Below are 18,252 nucleotides of genomic sequence, written 5' to 3' on the forward strand. Positions count from 1 at the left end.
GGCGCGTCTCCAGCCGCATGGCCGGAGACGTCAAAGACGTATTATCGCCGCTGCCTGCGTCAGGGGGCGTCGCTGGCGGCAAATTCCAGCGAAATTTGTTCCGCCACCTGCGCCAGGGCCGGGCCCAGCGCCGTCAGCAAGGCGCGCGCCTGCTGCATGTCGCCGCCCAGGCGCAAGCCTTCGATCGACAGGCACAGGGCGGCGAACGCGTGCGCGCCCACGGCCAGCGCCGATGATTTGCTGCGGTGGCCCAGGTCCGCCAGGCGTCCCAGGTCTTCCAGCGCCATGGCCTGCTCCATTTCGGCGATGCCGTCGCGCGCCGTGTCGAGGAACAGCTGGGCATACTTGCGCATCTTGATGGCGTCATTGCTGAACGTGAGGGCCAGCGTGGCCAGGTCGAGGATGGCCGTGTCGCGCCCTTCCGGCGCCCGCGCCGCCGGCGCCGGCGCATGGCCCCGGCCCGCCGCCTGGACGTGGGCCATGCCGCCCATGCCGCCGATGCCGCCGCGCAGGCGGAACCATTTCGCCAGCAGGTGGAACAGCAGGTTGGGCGCGATCGGCTTGGTCACGAATTCGTCCATGCCCGCCTCCAGGCAGCGCGCGCGGTCCTCGCTGCCCGCGTTGGCCGTCATGGCGATCACCAGCAGGCCGGCCAGGCGCGGATCGGCGCGGATGCGCCGCGTCGCCTCGAAGCCGTCCATTTCCGGCATCTGCACGTCCATCAGCACGCAGTCGTAGCGCTGGCGGGACAGCAGTTCCAGCGCCTCGCGGCCATTGCCGGCCACGCAGACGGTGGCGCCGGCGTCTTCCAGCAGTTCGCAGCCCACCTGCTGGCTGAAGACATTGTCTTCCACCAGCAGGATGGACGCGCCGCGGATCACGCCCAGCACTTCCGGCTCCACTTCGGCGATGCCTTCGTCGCTGGCCTGCGCGCATTTTTCCAGGCGCGCCGTGAACCAGAAGGTGCTGCCCTGGCCCGGCTGGCTGTACACGCCCACCTTGCCCTTCATGAGTTCAGCGAGCTGCTTGCTGATCACCAGTCCCAGGCCGCTGCCGCCGTACCGGCGCGTGGTCGACGGGTCGGCCTGGTGGAAGGAGCGGAACAGCTGCGCCACCTCTTCCTGGCTCATGCCGATGCCCCGGTCCTGCACCTCGAAGCGCAGCACGGTATGGCTGGCGCGCTCCTCGGACTGGCGCACGCGCACGAAGATGCTGCCATTGTCGGAAAACTTGATGGCGTTGCTGGCCAGGTTCAGCAAGACCTGCTCCAGGCGCAGCGGGTCGCCGCGCCAGCGCTGCGGCAATTCCGGCGCGATATCGAACTGCAGCACCAGGCCCTTGACGGCGGCCGCATCGCCCAGCTGGCTGGCGATGTTCGCCAGCAGGGTATCGAGGCGGAAGTCCAGCACTTCCAGTTCCAGCTTGCCCGCCTCGATCTTGGAAAAATCGAGGATGTCGTTGATCAGGCCCAGCAGATGCTGGCCCGAGTGGTAGATTTTTTGCAGGTAGTCGCGCTGGCGCACGTCGGCCACCGATTTCAGGGCCAGGTGCGCCATGCCGATGATGCTGTTCATCGGCGTGCGGATTTCATGGCTCATGTTCGACAGGAAGTCGCTCTTGGCCTGGCTGGCCGCGTCGGCCTGTTCCTTCAGGCGGTGCAGCTCCGTCACGTCGGTGGACAGCCCGATCAGGCCCGTCACGGGGCCGGGCAGGCCGAGCGGCACCTTGACGCTCCACAGATGGTGCACCTGGCCCTGCGCATCGACGAAGCGCTCCTCGCCGACGAACTTGGTGCCGCTGTCGAAGACCTGGCGTTCGGTGCGCTGCGACGCGGCGGCCGCGTCACCGAGCATCAGCTCGCCGTCACGGCGGCCGATCACCTGGTCCACGGAGCGGCCCAGGATGGCCGCCGTGCGGGCATTCACGTAGCGGTAGCGCAGGTCTTCATCCTTCATGTAGACATAGGCGTCGACGCTGTCGAGCACCGTGTCGAGCAGGGTGCGCTGCGTAATGGCGCTGCGCCGCGAGCGGTACAGGGTATAGATGTAGCCGTAGATCAGCATGGTGCCCGCCAGGCCGACGGCCAGCGCCAGCCACGGGAAATAGCGGTCAAAGCCGCTGTACAGCTCCGCCTTGCGCACGCGGAAATGCGCTTTCCACACCCCGCCCTGGTACACGATGGGCAGCACCTGGTCGAAATAGTCCGCATCGCTGCCCGGCTGCGGCGGCGCCACCGCCAGGTCGCCGTCATCGTTGAACAGCAGGCGGTCCTGCGGCGTGATGCGCACGTCGCCATCGGCCGGCAAGGGCTCCGTGGCGCTGTACAGGATCAGGCCCAGCGGTTCGAGGGCGCTGCGTTCGAGCGCGCTGTGCACCAGCTGCGCCACGCCGAAGCCGATGCCCACGGAACCCTGGTAAGCGGCGCGGCGCTCGGCCACGCTGCCCTGCGGCATGCCGTTGCGGTACACGGGCAGGCGCATGCCCAGGCCCACGTGCGCGGGCGGCCCCTTGATCATGATCACCTGCCCCGAGGCGCCGACTTCGCCGCTGTCGCGCGCCTGCGCCAGGGCCTGCGCCACCAGCGGATTGGCGCCGATGTCGACGCCCATGCGTTCGGCCAGCAGGGAGTCGGGCTCCAGGTAGGTGAGCACCGCATATTCCGGGCGCTCGCCGGGCGGGCGGATGGCAAAGCCGGGATAGCCGCCCGGCGACAGGCTGGTGTCCTTGCGCACGGCCTCGATATAGGCGGCGCGCTGCGCCGGCGTCACGGCCACCGCATAGTTGACCGATTCGATGGCGGGAAACTGGCGCGCGATATCGAGGCCCGTCACGTAGTCGTGGAACTGGCGGCGCGTCAGATGGTCGCTGGTGCGGAACAGCGCTTCGAGGCCGCGCAGCAGGTCGGAATAGCTTTTGACGCGCGTGGCCAGGCTATGCTGGGCGGCGTGCGTCAGATTGTCGAAACGCTGCGCCGCGTCGTCGTTGACCGTGCGCGCCGCGCCCGCGTACAGGGCGCCGCCCACGGCCAGCGCCAGCAGCAAGCCTCCCGCCCAGATCCTGATGCCTGATACCGTCCCGCCCTTGCTCAAAGTGTGCATTGTCGATCGCTTATTCCGGTTCCTCGAATGTAGGGCGCATTTGCGCACAGCAGGTACGAGGATACTATCAAAGCCCCTGCGCGACGCGCTTGCGGGCGAAAAAAAGCGCGCCCGATAGTTGCCCTGGAAAACACCTCAGCCCGGCTGCCATGCCTCGGCCAGGAAGTCGCAGAAGGCGCGCACCCGTTGCGGCACGTGGCGGCCGTCCGGCGTCAGCGCATACACGCCGCGCCTGGCCATGGCGTGCGACGGCAGCACGCGCGCGAGGGCGCCGCTGGCCAGCAGCGGCGCGGCGATGAACGATGGCAACGCGCCCACGCCGATGCCGGCCACCAGCATGTCGGCCAGCATCAGGCTGTTGTCGGCGGAAAAACGCACGGGCAGGACGATGCTGCTGGCCCCTTCCGGGCCGTCGAGCTGCCACACGCCGGGGCTGTCGGCCAGGCGGTAGGCCAGGCAATCGTGGCCGTGCAGATCCGTCGCCTGCCGGGGCGTGCCGCGCCGCGCCAGGTAGGCGGGCGCCGCGCAGATCATCTGCTCCACATCACCCAGGCGGCGCGCCACCAGGGTGGAATCGGCCAGGGCGGCGCGGATGCGCAGCGACACGTCATAGCCCTCGCCCACCACGTCGCGCAGGCGGTCGTCCAGGGTCAGCTCGGGCCTGACGTCCGGATAGCGCGCCATGAAGGCGGGCAGCAGCGGCGACAGCACTTTCAGGCCGAACGACAGGGGCGCATTCACGCGCAGCCGCCCCGCCACCTTGCCGGCGCAGCCGCGCGTGGCCACTTCCAGCGCGGCGATCTCGTCGAGCAGGCGGCAGCATTCAAGATAGTAGGCACGCCCGCCGTCCGACAGGCTCATGCGCCGCGTCGTGCGCACCAGCAGCAAGGTGCCCAGGCGCTCTTCCAGCTGGCGCACCTGCTTGCTGATGGCCGCCGCCGACTGGTTCAGCTCCAGCGCCGCCTTGCTGAAACTGTCGCGCTCGACGACGGCGCGGAACACGCGCATGTGCGCCAGGACATCCATCATTCTTTCCTTACAGTTGAATATCTTATTATTTTATCGCTGATTATCATTGAAATGAAAAACAATATGATGGAGGCTTCTTTCCTCACCTGACACAAGGAGCACTCCATGTTCACACCAAGCACCGCCCTGGGCACCCTGCTGCTGGCCCTGCTCGCTGGCGCAGTACAGGCCGGCCCGGCCGCCCCGGCCGGCGCCACCCTGCCCGACGTGGGCATCAGCCCCTGGGGCCCGAAGGACGAGATCGGCCGCCTGAACCTGATGACGCCGGCCTCGCGCGCCGCCATCCTGGCCCGCATCGACGGCGGCAGGAGCTATGACCTGGCCGTCGATTTCTATGTCGGCATGCCCAGCTGGCAGGCGGCCGGCGACCCGCCCTACCAGATGTGGATGACGCATACGCCGAAGGGCAACGTGGTGGCCGATTCCATGCACGTGGGCGAACAGATGAACCGCCACGTCAGTTATACGGGCTCGGCCGTGTCCATGTATGCGCACATGGGCACGCATATCGACGCGCTGAATCACTTCGGCCTGAACGGCAAGATCTGGAACGGCTTTACGGAAGAGCAATACCTGGGCGACCGGGGCTGGACCGTGACGGGCGCGGAAAAGCTGCCGCCCATCGTCGCGCGCGGCGTGCTGATCGACGTGGCCGTGGCCAAGGGCCTGTCCCAGCTGCCCGACAATTACCGGGTCACGCGGCAGGATTTGCGCGCCGCGCTGGCGCAACAGAAGGTGACGCTGGAAAAAGGCGACGTGGTGCTGATACGCACGGGCCGCATGCAGCACTATGAGCAGGCGCAAGCCTACATGGCCAATCCGCCCGGCCTGGCGCTGGACGCGGCGAAATTCCTCGTGGAAGACGGCGGCGCCATGGTGGTGGGCGCGGATAACCTCAGCTTCGAGGCCTTCCCGTCCGAAGTGGCAGGCAATTACCTGCCCGTGCACACGTATCTGCTGGCGCAGCAGGGCACGCCCATCCTGGAACTGGTCGACCTGGAAGCCCTGTCGCGCGACAAGGTCTACCAGTTTGCCTTCATCGGCGCCTCCTTGAAATTCCGCGGCGGCGACGCGGCGCCCATCCGTCCCGTGGCGCTGCCGATCCGCTAGCGTCCGGTGGCAGCGAACACGCCCGGCGCGCCATGCGCATCCCACGCATCGGCGCAGCGCACCACTTCGCCCACGACGATGATGCTGGGGCTGCCCAGGCCGCTGGCCAGCAGGTCGGCGGGCAAGGCTTGCAAGGTGCTCAGCAGGTGGCGCTGCGCCGGCAGGCTGGCCGATTGCACCACGGCCACGGGCGTGCCGGGCACCATGCCGCCGCCCAGCAAGCCCGCCTGGATGGCCGCCACCCTGGCCACGCCCATGTAGATGACGAGGGTGAGCCGGCTCTGCGCCAGTGCCGTCCAGTTCGGCTCAGAAGCGCTGTCCTTGCCATGGCCCGTGACGAAGATGGCGCCCTGGCTCCAGCCGCGGTGCGTCAGCGGCACGCCGATGCACGCCGGCGCGGCCAGGCCGCTGCTGATGCCCGGTATCACCTCGACGGCCACGCCGTGGCTGCGCAGGTAGGCGCGCTCCTCGCCGCCGCGCCCGAACAGATACGGGTCGCCCCCTTTCAGGCGCACCACGTGCTGCCCCGCCCGCGCTTCCGCGAGCATCAGGCGTTCGATGAAGGCTTGCGGCGTGGAAGCGCAGCCGCCCCGCTTGCCCACCTCGACCACGCGCACGCCGGGTGCCGCATGGGCCAGCACGGCCGGGTTGACGAGGTCGTCAATGAGCACCACGTCCGCCCCTGCGATGGCTTTCACGGCCTTGATCGTCAGCAAATCCGGGTCGCCGGGGCCGGCGCCCACCAGGGTCACGCTACCGAGTTGTGCCATGAGAAAGTCCCCCTTCAAAAAAAATTACCAATGGCAAACGACGCCGCATACGTTTCCGGCGCGCTGCCATCCCAGACCACGCCGTCGCACAGGGTCGACGCGCGCATGAGGGACGCCGGCACGGGCGTGCCCGTCATCTCAGCCGCCTGGCGGTACAGGTCGATGCGGTTGACCTGTCCGGCCACGGCCTGGTAATCGGGTTCGTCGCGCAGCAAGCCCCAGCGCCGGTGCTGGGTCATGAACCACATGCCGTCGGACAGGTAGGGGAAATTGACGGCACCGTCGCCGTGAAAGCGCAAGCCCTGCGCCTCGTGCCACGTCCGGCCCAGGCCATCCTGGTAGTGGCCGAGGATGCGCGGCGCCAGCATTTCCTGCGGCGTGTTCAGATAGGCGGGCTCGGCCAGGGCGCCGGCCGTGGCCAGGCGGTGTTCGTCGCTGGCATCGATCCAGCGCCCCGCCTCCAGCACGGCGGCGATCAGGGCACGGCAGGCATGCGGATGCGCGCGCGCGAAGGCGGCGCTGGTGCCCAGCACCTTGCCCGGATGCTCGGGCCAGATCTGCCCGCTGGTGACGGCCGTCACGCCTACGCCCTCGACGATGGCCTTGTAACCCCACGGCTCGCCCGCGCAAAAGCCATCCATCTGGCCCGCGCGCAAGGCGGCCACCATCTGCGACGGCGGCACCGTCATCACGCGCGCATCGCGCAGCGGATCGATGCCGTGCGCGGCCAGCCAGTATTGCAGCAGCATCGCGTGATTGCCGGTGGGGAAAGTATGCGCAAACGCAAACGGCCGCGCCGCGCCGCGCATGTGGCGCGCCAGCGACTCGCCGTCGCGTGCCCCCTCGCGCGCCAGCGCCGCCGACAGGGTCACGGCCTGGCCGCTGTGGTTGAGGTTCATCAGCACGGCCATGTCATGCTGCTGCCCGCCGATGCCCATCTGCACGCCATACACGAGGCCGTACAACACGTGGGCCGCGTCGAGTTCGCCGCTGTTCAGTTTGTCGCGCACGCCGGCCCACGACATCTCGCGGCTCAGCTCGATCTTGATGCCGTATTTTTCATCCAGCCCCAGCTTCGACGCCATCACCAGCGAGGCACAGTCGGCCAGCGGCAGGTAGCCGATGCGGATCAGCTGTTTTTCCGGCTGCGTGGAGCGCATCACCTGGGCGCTGCCGTCCGCTTGCCTGCCCGTTTGCTCTGTCATACCCAAGTCCTTTGCTTGACGGCCCCGGCATGGATGCACCAGGATGGTGCGTTGCACCACGATACGTCACAAACCAGGTCACGAAAATAAGAATACCCGTTCATCCCAGCAAATCCTCCACGTCGAGGATGCGCTGGGCGATATCGGCCAGTTTCAGCTTCTTGTTCATGGCCATGCTGCGCAGGCGCTGGTAGGCCTGCTCTTCCGTCAAGCCGTGGTGGGTCATCAGCAGGCCCTTGGCCCGCTCGATGACTTTGCGTTCCAGCAACTTGTGGCGCGATTCGCTCAATTCGGCCCGCAATTTCTCTTCCTGGCGAAAGCGCGCCAGCGCCACGTTCAGCACGGGCAGGATGCGTTCGGCCTGCAGGCCGGCCACGATGTAGGCGGAGACGCCCGCCGCCATGGCCGCGTCGATGCTGGCCGTGGCACCGTCTTCCGTAAACAGGACGATGGGGCGGCGCTCGTCGCGCGTGGCGATGACGATGTGTTCGAGCACGTCGCGCGCATCCGATTCCGCATCGATGATGATGAGGTCGGGCTGCAACTGCGCGATGCGTTCAGGAAGATAGAGGTCGGCCGGCAGCGAGGCGACGATGTCGAAGCCCGATTCCAGCAGGCCGATGCGCAAGGCGTTGCCGCGCTGCACCTGGGCCGCCAGCGCCACGTCCCCGTGCACGCCGTGCTCGACGATGGTATTGACGACAACGATGCGCAAGGGGCGGTCTGGCGCTGGCGGGGTACGGCTGGACGTCATGGAAGTGATCTGCAATGGCTAAACAATTAACCATTGCAGTAAGCAAGAAGCGATCCAGCCGTTTTTACAGCGGAATTACTTCAGGGTCGGCATGGCAAACTCGGCCCCGGCGGCCGTCGACGCGGGCCAGCGCTGGGTCACGGCCTTCTGTTTCGTGTAGAAACGCACGGATTCCGGGCCATGCGCGTGGTGGTCGCCGAACAGGCTGCGCTTCCAGCCGCCGAAGCTGTGGAAGGCCATCGGCACGGGAATCGGTACATTCACACCCACCATCCCCACCTGCACGCGGTGCGTGTATTCGCGCGCCGTGTTGCCATCGCGCGTGTAGATGGCCGTGCCGTTGCCGTACTCGTGCGCATTGACCAGCTCCAGCGCCGTGGCAAAGTCGGGCACGCGCACGATGCACAGCACGGGGCCGAAGATTTCCTCCTTGTAGATCGTCATCTCCGGCGTGACATGGTCGAACAGGCTGCCGCCGAGGAAAAAGCCCTTTTCGTGGCCAGGCAGGACGAAACCGCGCCCGTCGGCCACCAGCCTGGCGCCTTCCTGCACGCCCGTGGCGATATAGCCGGCGATCTTGTCCTTGTGCACCTGCGTCACCACGGGACCCATTTCCGCGCTCAAGTCCATGCCCTGCGTGATCTTCAGGGCAGCGATACGGGGCACGAGCGCCTCCACCAGCTGGTCACCCACATGGCCCACCGCCACGACGACGGAAATGGCCATGCAGCGCTCGCCGGCCGAACCGAAGGCCGCGCCCATCAGGGCGTCCACCGTCTGCGCAATATCCGCGTCCGGCATGACGACCATGTGGTTCTTCGCGCCGCCCAGGGCTTGCACGCGCTTGCCCTGGGCGCAGCCCGTGGCATAGATGTATTCGGCGATCGGCGTGGAACCGACGAAGCTGACGGCGCGCACGTCCGGGTGGTGCAGCAAGCCGTCCACGGCTTCCTTGTCGCCCTGCACCACGTTGAAGACGCCGTCCGGCAGGCCCGCGTCCGTCAACAGCTGCGCCAGCAGCAGGCTGGCGGACGGATCGCGCTCCGACGGTTTCAAGACAAAGGTATTGCCGCAGGCTATGGCCATGGGGAACATCCACATCGGCACCATGACGGGAAAGTTGAAGGGCGTGATGCCCACACATACGCCCAGCGCCTGGCGGATGGACCAGGCGTCGATGCCGCCGGCCACCTGTTCCGAATATTCCCCCTTCATCATTTGCGGGATGCCGCAGGCAAACTCCACCACTTCGATGCCGCGCGTCACTTCCCCTTTCGCATCCGTGAAGACTTTGCCGTGCTCCGCCGTGATCAGCGCGGCCAGCTGGTCCGAATGTTCTTCCAGCAACTCCTTGAACTTGAACATGACGCGCGCACGGCGCAGCGGCGACGTTTGCGACCAGGCGGGAAAGGCTGCGTGGGCGGCGGCCACGGCCGCGTTCAGTTCGCTCGGCGTGGCCAGCGCCACCTTGGCCGTCACGGCGCCCGTGGCGGGATTGTAGACGTCGCTCGTGCGCTCGGAGCGCGAGGCCATGGGGTTGCCACCGATAAAGTGACCGATCTGTTGCGTTGTCATTTTCTTGTCCTCGTTTATTTCGTCATCAGCCAGTCATGGGCCGGGTCGTTTTTGAAATGCCACACGCGTTTTGGGCCGGCCATCACGTTCAGGTAATAGCCGTCATAGCCATACGGCACGGTGACGGGGTGGTAGCCCCGGGGCACCATCACCACGTCGTGGTTTTCCACGGCCATGGCTTCGTCGATGGAACGGTCGTCCGTGTAGACTCTCTGGTAGGCAAAGCCCTGCTCGGGATTGAGGCGGTGGTAATACGTTTCTTCCAGCGAACTTTCCAGCGGAATATTGTCGCTGTCGTGCTTGTGCGGCGGATAACTGGACGAGTGGCCGGACGGCGTCACCACTTCCACCACCAGCAAGCCGTCCGCCTCGGCCGTCTGCGGCAGGATGTCGCACACATAGCGGGTATTCGCGCCCTTGCCGCGCACGGAGCGCGTCATCGACTGCGGGTCGATCAGGCGCGCCGGACGGCGGGTGGTGGCCGGCGCGCTGCACAGGGCCACCTCGGCACTGCTCACGGCAGTGATGCGCACAGCTGTTTCCAGCGGCACGTACACGGCATGGGGAGAACGCTCTTCAAACACGCTTTGACGGACACCGATCTCGCGCCACGCCTGGTCGCCCGCCTGCACCGTCACCGTGCCCGTCAGCACGACGATGCACAGTTCGCGGCTGCCCGTGTCCAGATTCAACTGTTCGCCAGCCGCCAGCCGGTGCGCGGCAAAGCCCACGTGCGTCCAGCCGGCCGACGCGGGCGTGACTTCGACGATGGTGGCGCCGGGCCCTGCCTTCACCAGAAGCGGGCTCATGCTGCCTCCCGGCCCAGGCGGGGGATGTCAGCGACGAGCCGCGCCAGGTAATCATGGCCCATCTTGGCATATTGATAGCTGGGTGCAACGGCCGGGTCCTGCTCCGCTTCCACCACCAGCCAGCCCGTGTAGCCGTGGCGGTACAGGGCCGCCAGGATGGACGGAAAATCGATGCTGCCGTCGCCCGGCACGCTGAAGGCGCCATTGATGACGGCCTGCAGGAAGCTCCAGTGGCCATTCCTCGCCAGCTTCACCACGCCGGGGCGCACGTCCTTGCAATGCACGTGGCAGATGCGGGCTATATGTTGATTGAGCACCGCCAGCGCATCGCCGCCGGCAAAGGTGATGTGACCCGTGTCGAACAGCAAGCCCACTTCCGGCCCCGTCAAGGCCAACAGCTGATCCACGTCCGCCGGCGTTTCCACGTAGGCGCCCATGTGGTGGTGATAGGCCAGGCGCACGCCGTGCGCCAGCAAGTGCGCGGCAAAGGCCGTCAATTTGTCGGCATATTCCTGCCACTGCTGCTGCGTCTGGAAGCGGGGGCGCTTATATAAAGGGCGCGGCTCGCCCTGGATGGCATCGGCCACTTCGCCATAGACCATGACGGTGGCGCCGCTGTCGGCCAGCAGGCGCAGATGCGGGCCGACGGAGGCGATCTCCTCTTCGACCGAACGATGGGCCAGGCGGCCCGAATACCAGCCGGAAACGCAGGCGAGATTATATTTTCCCAGCACGGCGTTCAGGGCCGGGGCATCTTTCGGAAACTTGTTGCCCAATTCAAAGCCCACGTAGCCGATCTCGGCGCCTTCCTTCAGGGCCGTTTCCAGGGGTGTCTCGCCGCCCAGCGACGGCAAGTCGTCGTTCATCCACGAAATCGGGTTGATGCCGATCTTCACATTCCATGTGTTCATTTCTGTTGTCCTTGGCGGTCGAGTTCATAACGGGCGCGCGCAGCTTGCACGCCGGGCTGGGTCGAGACTTCGGGCACGGCCACTTCCCACCAGCAGCCGCCCTCCTCCGTCGTGCGCTTGGCATCCGTATTGATGCAGATCAGATACGTGCGCGATGCTTCGCGGGCACGCAGCATGGCCTGTTCCAGTTCGCTAATATTGGCAACGTGCTCGGACAGCGCGCCCAGCGACCGCGCATGCAGGGCGAAGTCGATGCGGGGTGCGCTGTCGGGCAGCATGTTGTTGAACGAGGCATTGCCGCAAGCCTGCTGCAGGCGGTTGATGCAGCCGTAGCCCCGGTTGTCCAGCACGACGATGATGAGTTTTTGATCGAGCATGACGGAGGTGGCGATTTCCGAATTCATCATCAGGTAGCTGCCGTCGCCCACCATGACGATCACATCCGCATCGGGCTTGGCCATCTTGACGCCCAGGCCGCCGGCGATCTCATAGCCCATGCAGGAGTAGCCGTATTCCATGTGGTAGCCACCGGGCGTGGACGTGCGCCACAGTTTATGCAGTTCCGCCGGCAAGGTGCCCGCCGCGCAGACGACGATGTCGCGGCTGGTCGAGTCGGCGGAAGAGCGCTGCACGGCGCCGATGACTTCGCCGTCGTACGGCAAGCCCGCCACCTCGCGCTTGCCCGTGATGCCGGCCACCGTCGCGCGCCAGGCATGGCCTGCCTGCTGTGCCCGGTCCAGCCACTGGCCCGCGCTGTTCCAGCTGCCCAGCAGACGCGACAGGCCTTGCAAGCCCAGCGTCGCGTCCGCCTGCAGGCCCAGCCCACGGCGTTTCAGGGCGTCAAAACTGTTGACGTTCAGGCTGACCAGTTGCGCCTGCGCAAACAGCGAGTTCGAGCCCGTCGTGAAATCCTGCAGGCGCGTGCCCACGGCCAGCACCACGTCGGCGTCCGCCGCCAGGGCATTGGCGGCGGGCGAACCCGTCACGCCGATGGCGCCCAGCTGCAGCGGATGGTCCCACGGCAAGCTGCTCTTGCCCGCCTGCGTTTCCGCCACGGGTATGCCGTGGCGTTCGGCAAACGCCTGCAAGGCGGCACTGGCCTTGCCATACAGCACGCCGCCTCCGGCCACGATCAGCGGCTGCCTGGCGTTCTTCAGCAAGGCGGCCGCTTCTTCCAGTTCCTGCTCCACGGGCGGCACGGCGCGGAAACGCACGGTGCGCGGGGTAAAGAATTCTTCCGGGTAGTCATACGCCATGGTTTGCACGTCTTGCGGCAAGGACAAGGTGACGGGACCGCAGGCGGCCGGGTCCGTCAAGGCGGCGATGGCCCGTGGCAAGGCGGTGAGCAACTGTTCCGGATAGACGATGCGGTCGAAATAGCGCGACAAGGGTTTGAAGGCGTCGTTCACCGAGACGCTGCCATCGCCGGCATCTTCCAGCTGCTGCAGCACGGGGTCCGGCGCGCGCGAGACGAACACGTCGCCGGGCAGCAGGAGCACGGGCAAGCGATTCACGTGGGCCAGTGCCGCCGCCGTCAGCAGATTCGTGGCACCGGGGCCGATGGAGCTGGTGACGGCCAGCATGCGCCGGCGCATGTGCGCTTTCGCATAGGCAATGGCCGCATGCGCCATCGCCTGCTCGTTGTGCGCGCGGAACGTGGGAAATTGCTCGCGGTACTGGTACAGCGCCTCGCCCAGGCCCGCCACGTTGCCGTGGCCAAAGATGGCAAAGGCGCCGCCGAACAAAGGCACGCCCTCTTCCGTGCGCAGGGCGGCCAGGTAGCGGACCAGCGCCTGCGCCATGGTCAGGCGGATGGTGTTATGGCTAGTTGCGCTCATGCTGCACGCTCCAGGCGGTTGCGCGTGCGCTGCCACAGCACGATGAGCTGCTCGAAGTTGGCACGCACGGCGGCGATCAGGCCCGCGTCGTCGAGTTCGCCCGCCAGCCAGCGGCGGCTCGGCTCCTGGAAGATGGTGCGCCCCACCATGAAGCCCCGGCAGGTGGTGCTGGCGCTGGCCTGCTCGAAGCTGGCAGCCAGCGCATCGATGGGGGCGTTCAAGCCGAGTAATACGACGCCACGGCAATACGGATCGCGTTCGTGCACGAGCGCATCGATGGCTTGCCATTGCTTGGCCGACATGCTTTCCAGCTTCCACCATTCCGGGTAGATGCCCAGGTTGTACAGGCGCTTGACGGCGCGCAAGACGGTGTCGTCATGCTGTGGCAGTGCGTCGGACGGAATCACTTCCAGCAGCAGTTCGTGGCCGCTCACTTGCGCCGCGTCATACAGGGCCTTGATCTGCGCTTCCTGTTCCAGCCGGTTTTCCACGGCGTCGTCCGGATGCAGCTGCACCAGGCACTTGATCACGTGCTCCTTCGGCCAGCTGAGCAGGTGCGAGCCGATGGAGCGGCCCCAGTCGAACTGCAGCGGGTTCGATCCCGGCAGTTCCACGGGACGGCCTATCCACCAGCCCCGCCCCGTCGCATCGTTGAGGGCATCGACGCCGTAGCGGCCATCGATCAGCACGCCCGTCTTGCCGGCCAGCTGCAAGGCCGTTTCCGTCTGCGCCACGGCTTGCACCATCAGCTGCTTCAAGGCGGCGATGCGCGCTTCGGGCGCGCCCGTCTGTTGCGCCAGCTCAAAGAATTGCGTGCGGTGATCGAAGGCAAACACGCACAGCTCGTCCCACTCCTTGCGCGCCACCGTCGTGCGGTGCAGGCGGGACAGGGTGGCATCCTGGTCCGGCTGCGTGAGCCTGGCCGCATTCGCCAGGAAATAGTCGAGTTCGACGGGCGACGGCATGGCCGGCGCGCAGCCGTGGCGCGACACGACGAGGGCGCCGCAGGCATTCGCGTAGCGGCAGCAAGCCTCATAGCCTTCGCCGCGCAGCCAGCCTTTCAGGAATCCGGAAATAAAGGCGTCGCCCGCGCCCAATACGTTCAGCACCTCCACGCGCACGCCACGGTAGTTATACGCGTCGTCCAGGCTGTGCGGTACCACGCTGTCGATGACGGCGCTGCCCAGCGGTCCGCGCTTGACGACGAGCGTGGCCAGGGTGGCGGCCCGCACGGCGCGCAAGCTGGCCATGATGTCGGCGCCGCCGCCGGCGATCATGAATTCCTCTTCCGTGCCCACGACCAGGTCGAATTGCGGCAGGATGCCTTGCAGATGGCTGGTCACGCCGTCGTTCGAGACGAAGCGCGTTTCGCCATCCGCCTTGCCCGACAAGCCCCACAGCACGGGCCGGTAATCGATGTCGAGCACGGTGCGCACATTATTGGCGCGCGCCAGTTTCAGGGCTTGCGTGCTGACGGCATGCATGGCGCTGGTCGAGAAATGCGTGCCGGTGATCAACAGCGCCTTGCTCGACGCGATGAAGGCCGCCTCCACCGACTCGGGGGCGATGGCCATGTCGGCGCAGTTTTCCCGGTAAAAAATCAGCGGGAAGGTGTTTTTATCCTTGATGCCCAGCATTACCAGGGCCGTCAGGCGTTCCTTGTCGATGCCCACATGGCTGACGTCGCAGCCTTCCTTCGACAAGGTGTCTGTGAGGAAACGGCCCATGTGGTCGTCGCCCACTGTCGACAGCATGGCGGACTTCAAGCCCAGGCGGGCCGTGCCGAAGGCGATGTTCGCCGACGAGCCGCCCAGGTACTTGGCGAAACTCGTCGCGTCTTCCAGCGGGCTGCCGATCTGCTGCGCGTACAGGTCCACGGCCAGGCGGCCCAGGCAGATCACGTCCAGCGCGCGGCCCTGGGCAAATTGTGTCGGGTTATTCATGGTTATCCTTAAATCGTGACACCGTCGAGTTCAGCCATCAGCGTTTGCATTTCCGCACCGCCCGCCATCATGTCCAGCAAGGCGTCCTTGCTCACCGTATCCTTGGTGAAAGTGCCCAGCGACTTGCCCCGGTTCAATAACGTGAACGAGTCGCCCACCGGATACGCATGGTGCACATTATGCGTAATGAAGATGACGGAAATGCCCCGTTCGCGCGCCTTGTAGATCAGTTTCAGCACATTGAACGACTGTTTCACCCCCAGGGCCGCCGTCGGCTCGTCGAGGATCAGCACGCGGGCGCCGAAGTGGATGGCGCGGGCAATGGCCAGGCACTGCTTTTCGCCGCCGGACATGGTGCCGATGGCCTGGTGCGGGTCGCGCACCATGATGCCCATCTCGGCCAGCTTGGCGCGCGCCGTTTCGGCCGCGTAGTCGATGTCCATCACGGGCACGAGGCCCAGCAGTTTTTTCATCGGTTCCCGGCCCATGAAGAAATTGCGCGCCACGGACAAGAGCGGCACCAGCGCCAGGTCCTGGTAGACGGTGGCCACGCCCATGTCCAGCGCTTCGCTGGGCGAATTGAAGACGACGGGCCGGCCATCGACCAGGTATTGACCGTCGGTCGGCTTGTGCACGCCGGCCAGGGTCTTGATCAGGGTGGACTTGCCGGCGCCGTTATCGCCCAGCAGGCAGTGCACTTCCCCCTCCTTGAGCCGCATGGTGATGTTCTGCAGCGCCAGCACGGAGCCGAAACGCTTGCTGACATTCTCCAGGGCAAGAATATGCTCGCTCATGATTTACCTCGCTTCCGTGACGCGTGAACGTACAAAGTTGTTGAACAGCACCGCAATCAGCAGCATGACGCCGAGGAAGACGCGGAACCAGTCCGAATTGATATTCGTATAAGTGATGCCGATCTGCACGACGCCAAAGATCAGCGCGCCGAAACAGGCGCCGACGACGGAGCCGTAGCCGCCCGTCAGCAAGGCGCCGCCGATGACGGCCGCGATGATGGCTTCGAATTCCTTCTGCATGCCACGGTCGGCGGCGGCCGACCCCACATCGCATACTTGCAGGGTGGCAAACAGGCAGGCACAGAAGGCCGTGAAGACGAACAGGGAAATCTTCACCTTGCGCACCGGCACGCCCACATTCTTGGCCGCGTTGGCATCGCCGCCCACGGCGAACATCCAGTTGCCGAAGCGGGTACGCGACAGGACAAAGGCGGCGCCGGCGGCCAGCACCAGCCACCAGACGATGACTTTGGGAATGCCCTTCACGAGCGGCGAGCCATCGTCGAGAACGGCGATCCAGCCATGCGCACCCATCCAGTGGAACAAGCCCGAGGCCACGTTGCCGTGGAACAGCAGGCTGGCCAGCCAGTCCTGCGCCGCCAGGTCGCCCACGCCGCTGACGATGGTGCGGTTGGCAAACATGATCGACAGGGCCAGGGTCAGGCCCCGCAGGATGAAGAGGAAGGCCAGGGTAACGATGAACGAAGGCAAGCGCGTCTTGATGACGATGTAGCCGTTGAGCCAGCCCAGCGCCATGGAACCGGCGAAGGCGAACACGATGGCCGCCCACAATGGCCAGTGGAAATAGATGGTGGGGATGGCGATCATCATGCCGGCAAAGCCGATCATGGAGCCGATCGACAGGTCGAATTCACCGGCGATCATCAGCAGGCAGGCGCCGATGGCGATGATGCCCAGGTAGGACGCCACCTGCATCCAGTTGACGACGCCATCGAGGTTGAACATGCCGGAATCGCCGGCCGTGATGACGAAAAAGGCAAACACGAGCACGGCGCCGGAAATGGAGGCGAACTCGGGGCGGCCGAAAAACCGTTTGACCCAGCTGGTCGCACCCACGCGCTCGTCGGCGGTGGCGGCTGTCTTGCCGGGGGCGCCCGAAGGCGGAGGAGGATTCATGCCGGGGCTAGCCAGGCTGGATTTGAGCGCGGTCATACGAAGTCCTTTCAATACTACCTATCACTATACTGAGTACCAATTCCAATTACTTTCCTGCCAGCATCGCTGATGCCAGGCGTAGCGGGTCCCTGCGCCGCCCGCCGGAAGGCGGTGCGGCGTCGGTTCAAGCTCTGGCAACGGGGTGTATCAGCGGTATTGGCCGGCGTACTTTTCGACCTTGGCGATATTGTCCTTGGTCACAAAACCAGGACCGGAACTGATGTGGCGCGGGCCATAGATGGGCGTCAGGCCGTATTCCGCCAGGCGTGCCTGGTATTTCGGGTTGGCGATCAGGATAGCTTTCACCTTGGCAAGATCCGTCGTCTTCTGCTGCTTCATGATGGCCATCACGGCGACGGGGATGTAGCCTTGCAGGTAGGGCTGCTGGTCGATGGCGAACTGGATGCTGCCATCCTTGATGCCCTTGGTGATTTCTTCCGACAGGTCGAAGGTGGCAAAGTACATCTTGCCCTTCAAGCCCATTTTCTCGACGGCGCGCATGGCCGGCGGCGCCGAGTCCGGTCCCAGGGCCAGCACGGCCTGGGTCTTCGGATTGCTGCGCAGATAGGCGCTGACCTTGCTTTCGATCACGCCAGGGTCGACGCCATTCGTATCGAGCGTGGATGACTTGAAGTCAACGCCCAGGGCATCGGCAAAGCCGCGGCAGCGTTCGAACGACGAGGCATTCATCGCATAGTGATTCACGCACACGAAGGACTTGATGCCCGCTTCCTTGGCCCGCTTGCCGGCGCCCAGGCCCGCGTCATATTCGGGCTGGCCCACGTGCATGATGGCTTTCAGTTGTTCGCTTTGCGCCAGGGTGCCTGAATTGATGGTGACGAGCATGATTTTCTTGGCCACCACCGTGCCCAGCGGTTTTTGCAGCACGCTGAAGTCGGCGATGTCGGCGATCAGGCCATCGTAGTTGCGGGCGGCCGATTGCTCGATCAGGCGCGCCATGTCGGCCAGGTCGCCGTTCGGCGGATTGCGGTAGTCGACGGACACGTTGAAATCCTCGCCGGCCTGCTTGATGGCGTTCTTGATGGTGTTCCACCAGGAATCGGAATCGGGCGCATGGCTGACGAGGACGAATTTCTCGCCCGCGGCATGGCTGGCGCCGGCGCCCAGACCCAGGCTCAGACCCAGGCTGGCGATGGCCAGACACTTCAACAAACCCTTGCTTTTATTGCTGTGCATGAATGTCTCCTAGACGGATTAATTTTTATAGTTGCGCGCTTTT

General features: G+C 65.6%; 14 protein-coding genes. 1 reads left to right on the forward strand and 13 read right to left on the reverse strand.

Annotation, left to right across the window (positions count from 1 at the left end; translation table 11 throughout):
- Positions 1-59: 59 nt before the first annotated feature.
- Both EBS11_RS12350 and EBS11_RS12355 read right to left on the reverse strand, forming a co-directional pair.
- Positions 60-3,098 carry a CHASE domain-containing protein gene (locus EBS11_RS12350; protein WP_290603264.1) on the reverse strand — a complete coding sequence of 1,013 codons (3,039 nt, stop codon included), beginning with the start codon at positions 3,096-3,098 and terminating at the stop codon, positions 60-62.
- Between the two features lie 135 nt (positions 3,099-3,233).
- Positions 3,234-4,124, reverse strand: a complete 891-nt coding sequence (locus EBS11_RS12355; protein WP_290603318.1) for a LysR family transcriptional regulator — start codon at positions 4,122-4,124, stop codon at positions 3,234-3,236.
- A 108-nt stretch (positions 4,125-4,232) separates the two neighbouring features.
- Here EBS11_RS12355 and EBS11_RS12360 point away from each other — a divergent pair, with 108 nt between their 5' ends.
- Entirely contained in the window at positions 4,233-5,237 is a 1,005-nt protein-coding gene (locus tag EBS11_RS12360; protein WP_290603265.1) for a cyclase family protein, read from the forward strand.
- Here EBS11_RS12360 and cobA read toward each other — a convergent pair.
- The 11 genes from cobA to EBS11_RS12415 form a co-directional block, all read right to left on the reverse strand.
- Positions 5,234-6,007 carry a uroporphyrinogen-III C-methyltransferase gene (gene cobA / locus EBS11_RS12365; protein WP_290603266.1) on the reverse strand — a complete coding sequence of 258 codons (774 nt, stop codon included), beginning with the start codon at positions 6,005-6,007 and terminating at the stop codon, positions 5,234-5,236. The genes EBS11_RS12360 and cobA overlap by 4 nt on opposite strands.
- Positions 6,008-6,021: 14 nt before the next feature.
- Complete coding sequence (locus EBS11_RS12370; protein ID WP_290603267.1) at positions 6,022-7,212, reverse strand: CmpA/NrtA family ABC transporter substrate-binding protein; 1,191 nt, start codon at positions 7,210-7,212, stop codon at positions 6,022-6,024.
- A gap of 100 nt (positions 7,213-7,312) precedes the next feature.
- A complete protein-coding gene (locus tag EBS11_RS12375) occupies positions 7,313-7,966 on the reverse strand; it encodes an ANTAR domain-containing protein (protein WP_290603268.1) in 654 nt (217 codons plus the stop codon).
- Positions 7,967-8,041: 75 nt separating this feature from the next.
- Complete coding sequence (locus tag EBS11_RS12380) at positions 8,042-9,541, reverse strand: CoA-acylating methylmalonate-semialdehyde dehydrogenase (RefSeq protein WP_290603269.1); 1,500 nt, start codon at positions 9,539-9,541, stop codon at positions 8,042-8,044.
- Positions 9,542-9,555: 14 nt separating this feature from the next.
- Positions 9,556-10,350 carry a 5-deoxy-glucuronate isomerase gene (iolB, locus tag EBS11_RS12385; protein ID WP_290603270.1) on the reverse strand — a complete coding sequence of 265 codons (795 nt, stop codon included), beginning with the start codon at positions 10,348-10,350 and terminating at the stop codon, positions 9,556-9,558.
- Positions 10,347-11,261, reverse strand: a complete 915-nt coding sequence (gene iolE / locus EBS11_RS12390) for a myo-inosose-2 dehydratase (protein WP_290603271.1) — start codon at positions 11,259-11,261, stop codon at positions 10,347-10,349. The genes iolB and iolE overlap by 4 nt, the downstream gene beginning before the upstream one ends.
- Entirely contained in the window at positions 11,258-13,099 is a 1,842-nt protein-coding gene (iolD, locus tag EBS11_RS12395) for a 3D-(3,5/4)-trihydroxycyclohexane-1,2-dione acylhydrolase (decyclizing) (protein WP_290603272.1), read from the reverse strand. The genes iolE and iolD overlap by 4 nt, the downstream gene beginning before the upstream one ends.
- Positions 13,096-15,042: a 5-dehydro-2-deoxygluconokinase gene (gene iolC / locus EBS11_RS12400; protein ID WP_290603273.1), complete on the reverse strand. Its 1,947-nt coding sequence runs from the start codon at positions 15,040-15,042 to the stop codon at positions 13,096-13,098. Before iolC ends, iolD begins: the two co-directional genes overlap by 4 nt.
- Positions 15,043-15,050: 8 nt before the next feature.
- Positions 15,051-15,836, reverse strand: a complete 786-nt coding sequence (locus tag EBS11_RS12405; protein WP_290603274.1) for an ATP-binding cassette domain-containing protein — start codon at positions 15,834-15,836, stop codon at positions 15,051-15,053.
- Between the two features lie 3 nt (positions 15,837-15,839).
- Positions 15,840-16,973, reverse strand: coding sequence for an ABC transporter permease (locus EBS11_RS12410; protein WP_290603319.1), 1,134 nt, complete (start codon positions 16,971-16,973; stop codon positions 15,840-15,842).
- 186 nt (positions 16,974-17,159) lie between these two features.
- Positions 17,160-18,209 (reverse strand): sugar ABC transporter substrate-binding protein, encoded by a 1,050-nt coding sequence (locus tag EBS11_RS12415; RefSeq protein ID WP_290603275.1) that lies wholly within the window; start codon positions 18,207-18,209, stop codon positions 17,160-17,162.
- Positions 18,210-18,252 lie beyond the last annotated feature (43 nt).

Source organism: Janthinobacterium sp., assembly GCF_009923995.1.
GTDB lineage: Bacteria > Pseudomonadota > Gammaproteobacteria > Burkholderiales > Burkholderiaceae_D > Janthinobacterium.

Bases quoted from the DNA above. Each gene is read 5' to 3' on its own strand.
- iolC (WP_290603273.1), bottom strand. From the start codon at position 15,042: ATGAATAACCCGACACAATTTGCCCAGGGCCGCGCGCTGGACGTGATC.
- iolD (WP_290603272.1), bottom strand. From the start codon at position 13,099: ATGAGCGCAACTAGCCATAACACCATCCGCCTGACCATGGCGCAGGCG.
- EBS11_RS12350 (WP_290603264.1), bottom strand. From the start codon at position 3,098: ATGCACACTTTGAGCAAGGGCGGGACGGTATCAGGCATCAGGATCTGG.
- EBS11_RS12375 (WP_290603268.1), bottom strand. From the start codon at position 7,966: ATGACGTCCAGCCGTACCCCGCCAGCGCCAGACCGCCCCTTGCGCATC.
- EBS11_RS12355 (WP_290603318.1), bottom strand. From the start codon at position 4,124: ATGGATGTCCTGGCGCACATGCGCGTGTTCCGCGCCGTCGTCGAGCGC.
- iolE (WP_290603271.1), bottom strand. From the start codon at position 11,261: ATGAACACATGGAATGTGAAGATCGGCATCAACCCGATTTCGTGGATG.
- EBS11_RS12380 (WP_290603269.1), bottom strand. From the start codon at position 9,541: ATGACAACGCAACAGATCGGTCACTTTATCGGTGGCAACCCCATGGCC.
- EBS11_RS12415 (WP_290603275.1), bottom strand. From the start codon at position 18,209: ATGCACAGCAATAAAAGCAAGGGTTTGTTGAAGTGTCTGGCCATCGCC.
- iolB (WP_290603270.1), bottom strand. From the start codon at position 10,350: ATGAGCCCGCTTCTGGTGAAGGCAGGGCCCGGCGCCACCATCGTCGAA.
- EBS11_RS12405 (WP_290603274.1), bottom strand. From the start codon at position 15,836: ATGAGCGAGCATATTCTTGCCCTGGAGAATGTCAGCAAGCGTTTCGGC.
- EBS11_RS12370 (WP_290603267.1), bottom strand. From the start codon at position 7,212: ATGACAGAGCAAACGGGCAGGCAAGCGGACGGCAGCGCCCAGGTGATG.
- EBS11_RS12410 (WP_290603319.1), bottom strand. From the start codon at position 16,973: ATGAATCCTCCTCCGCCTTCGGGCGCCCCCGGCAAGACAGCCGCCACC.
- EBS11_RS12360 (WP_290603265.1), top strand. From the start codon at position 4,233: ATGTTCACACCAAGCACCGCCCTGGGCACCCTGCTGCTGGCCCTGCTC.
- cobA (WP_290603266.1), bottom strand. From the start codon at position 6,007: ATGGCACAACTCGGTAGCGTGACCCTGGTGGGCGCCGGCCCCGGCGAC.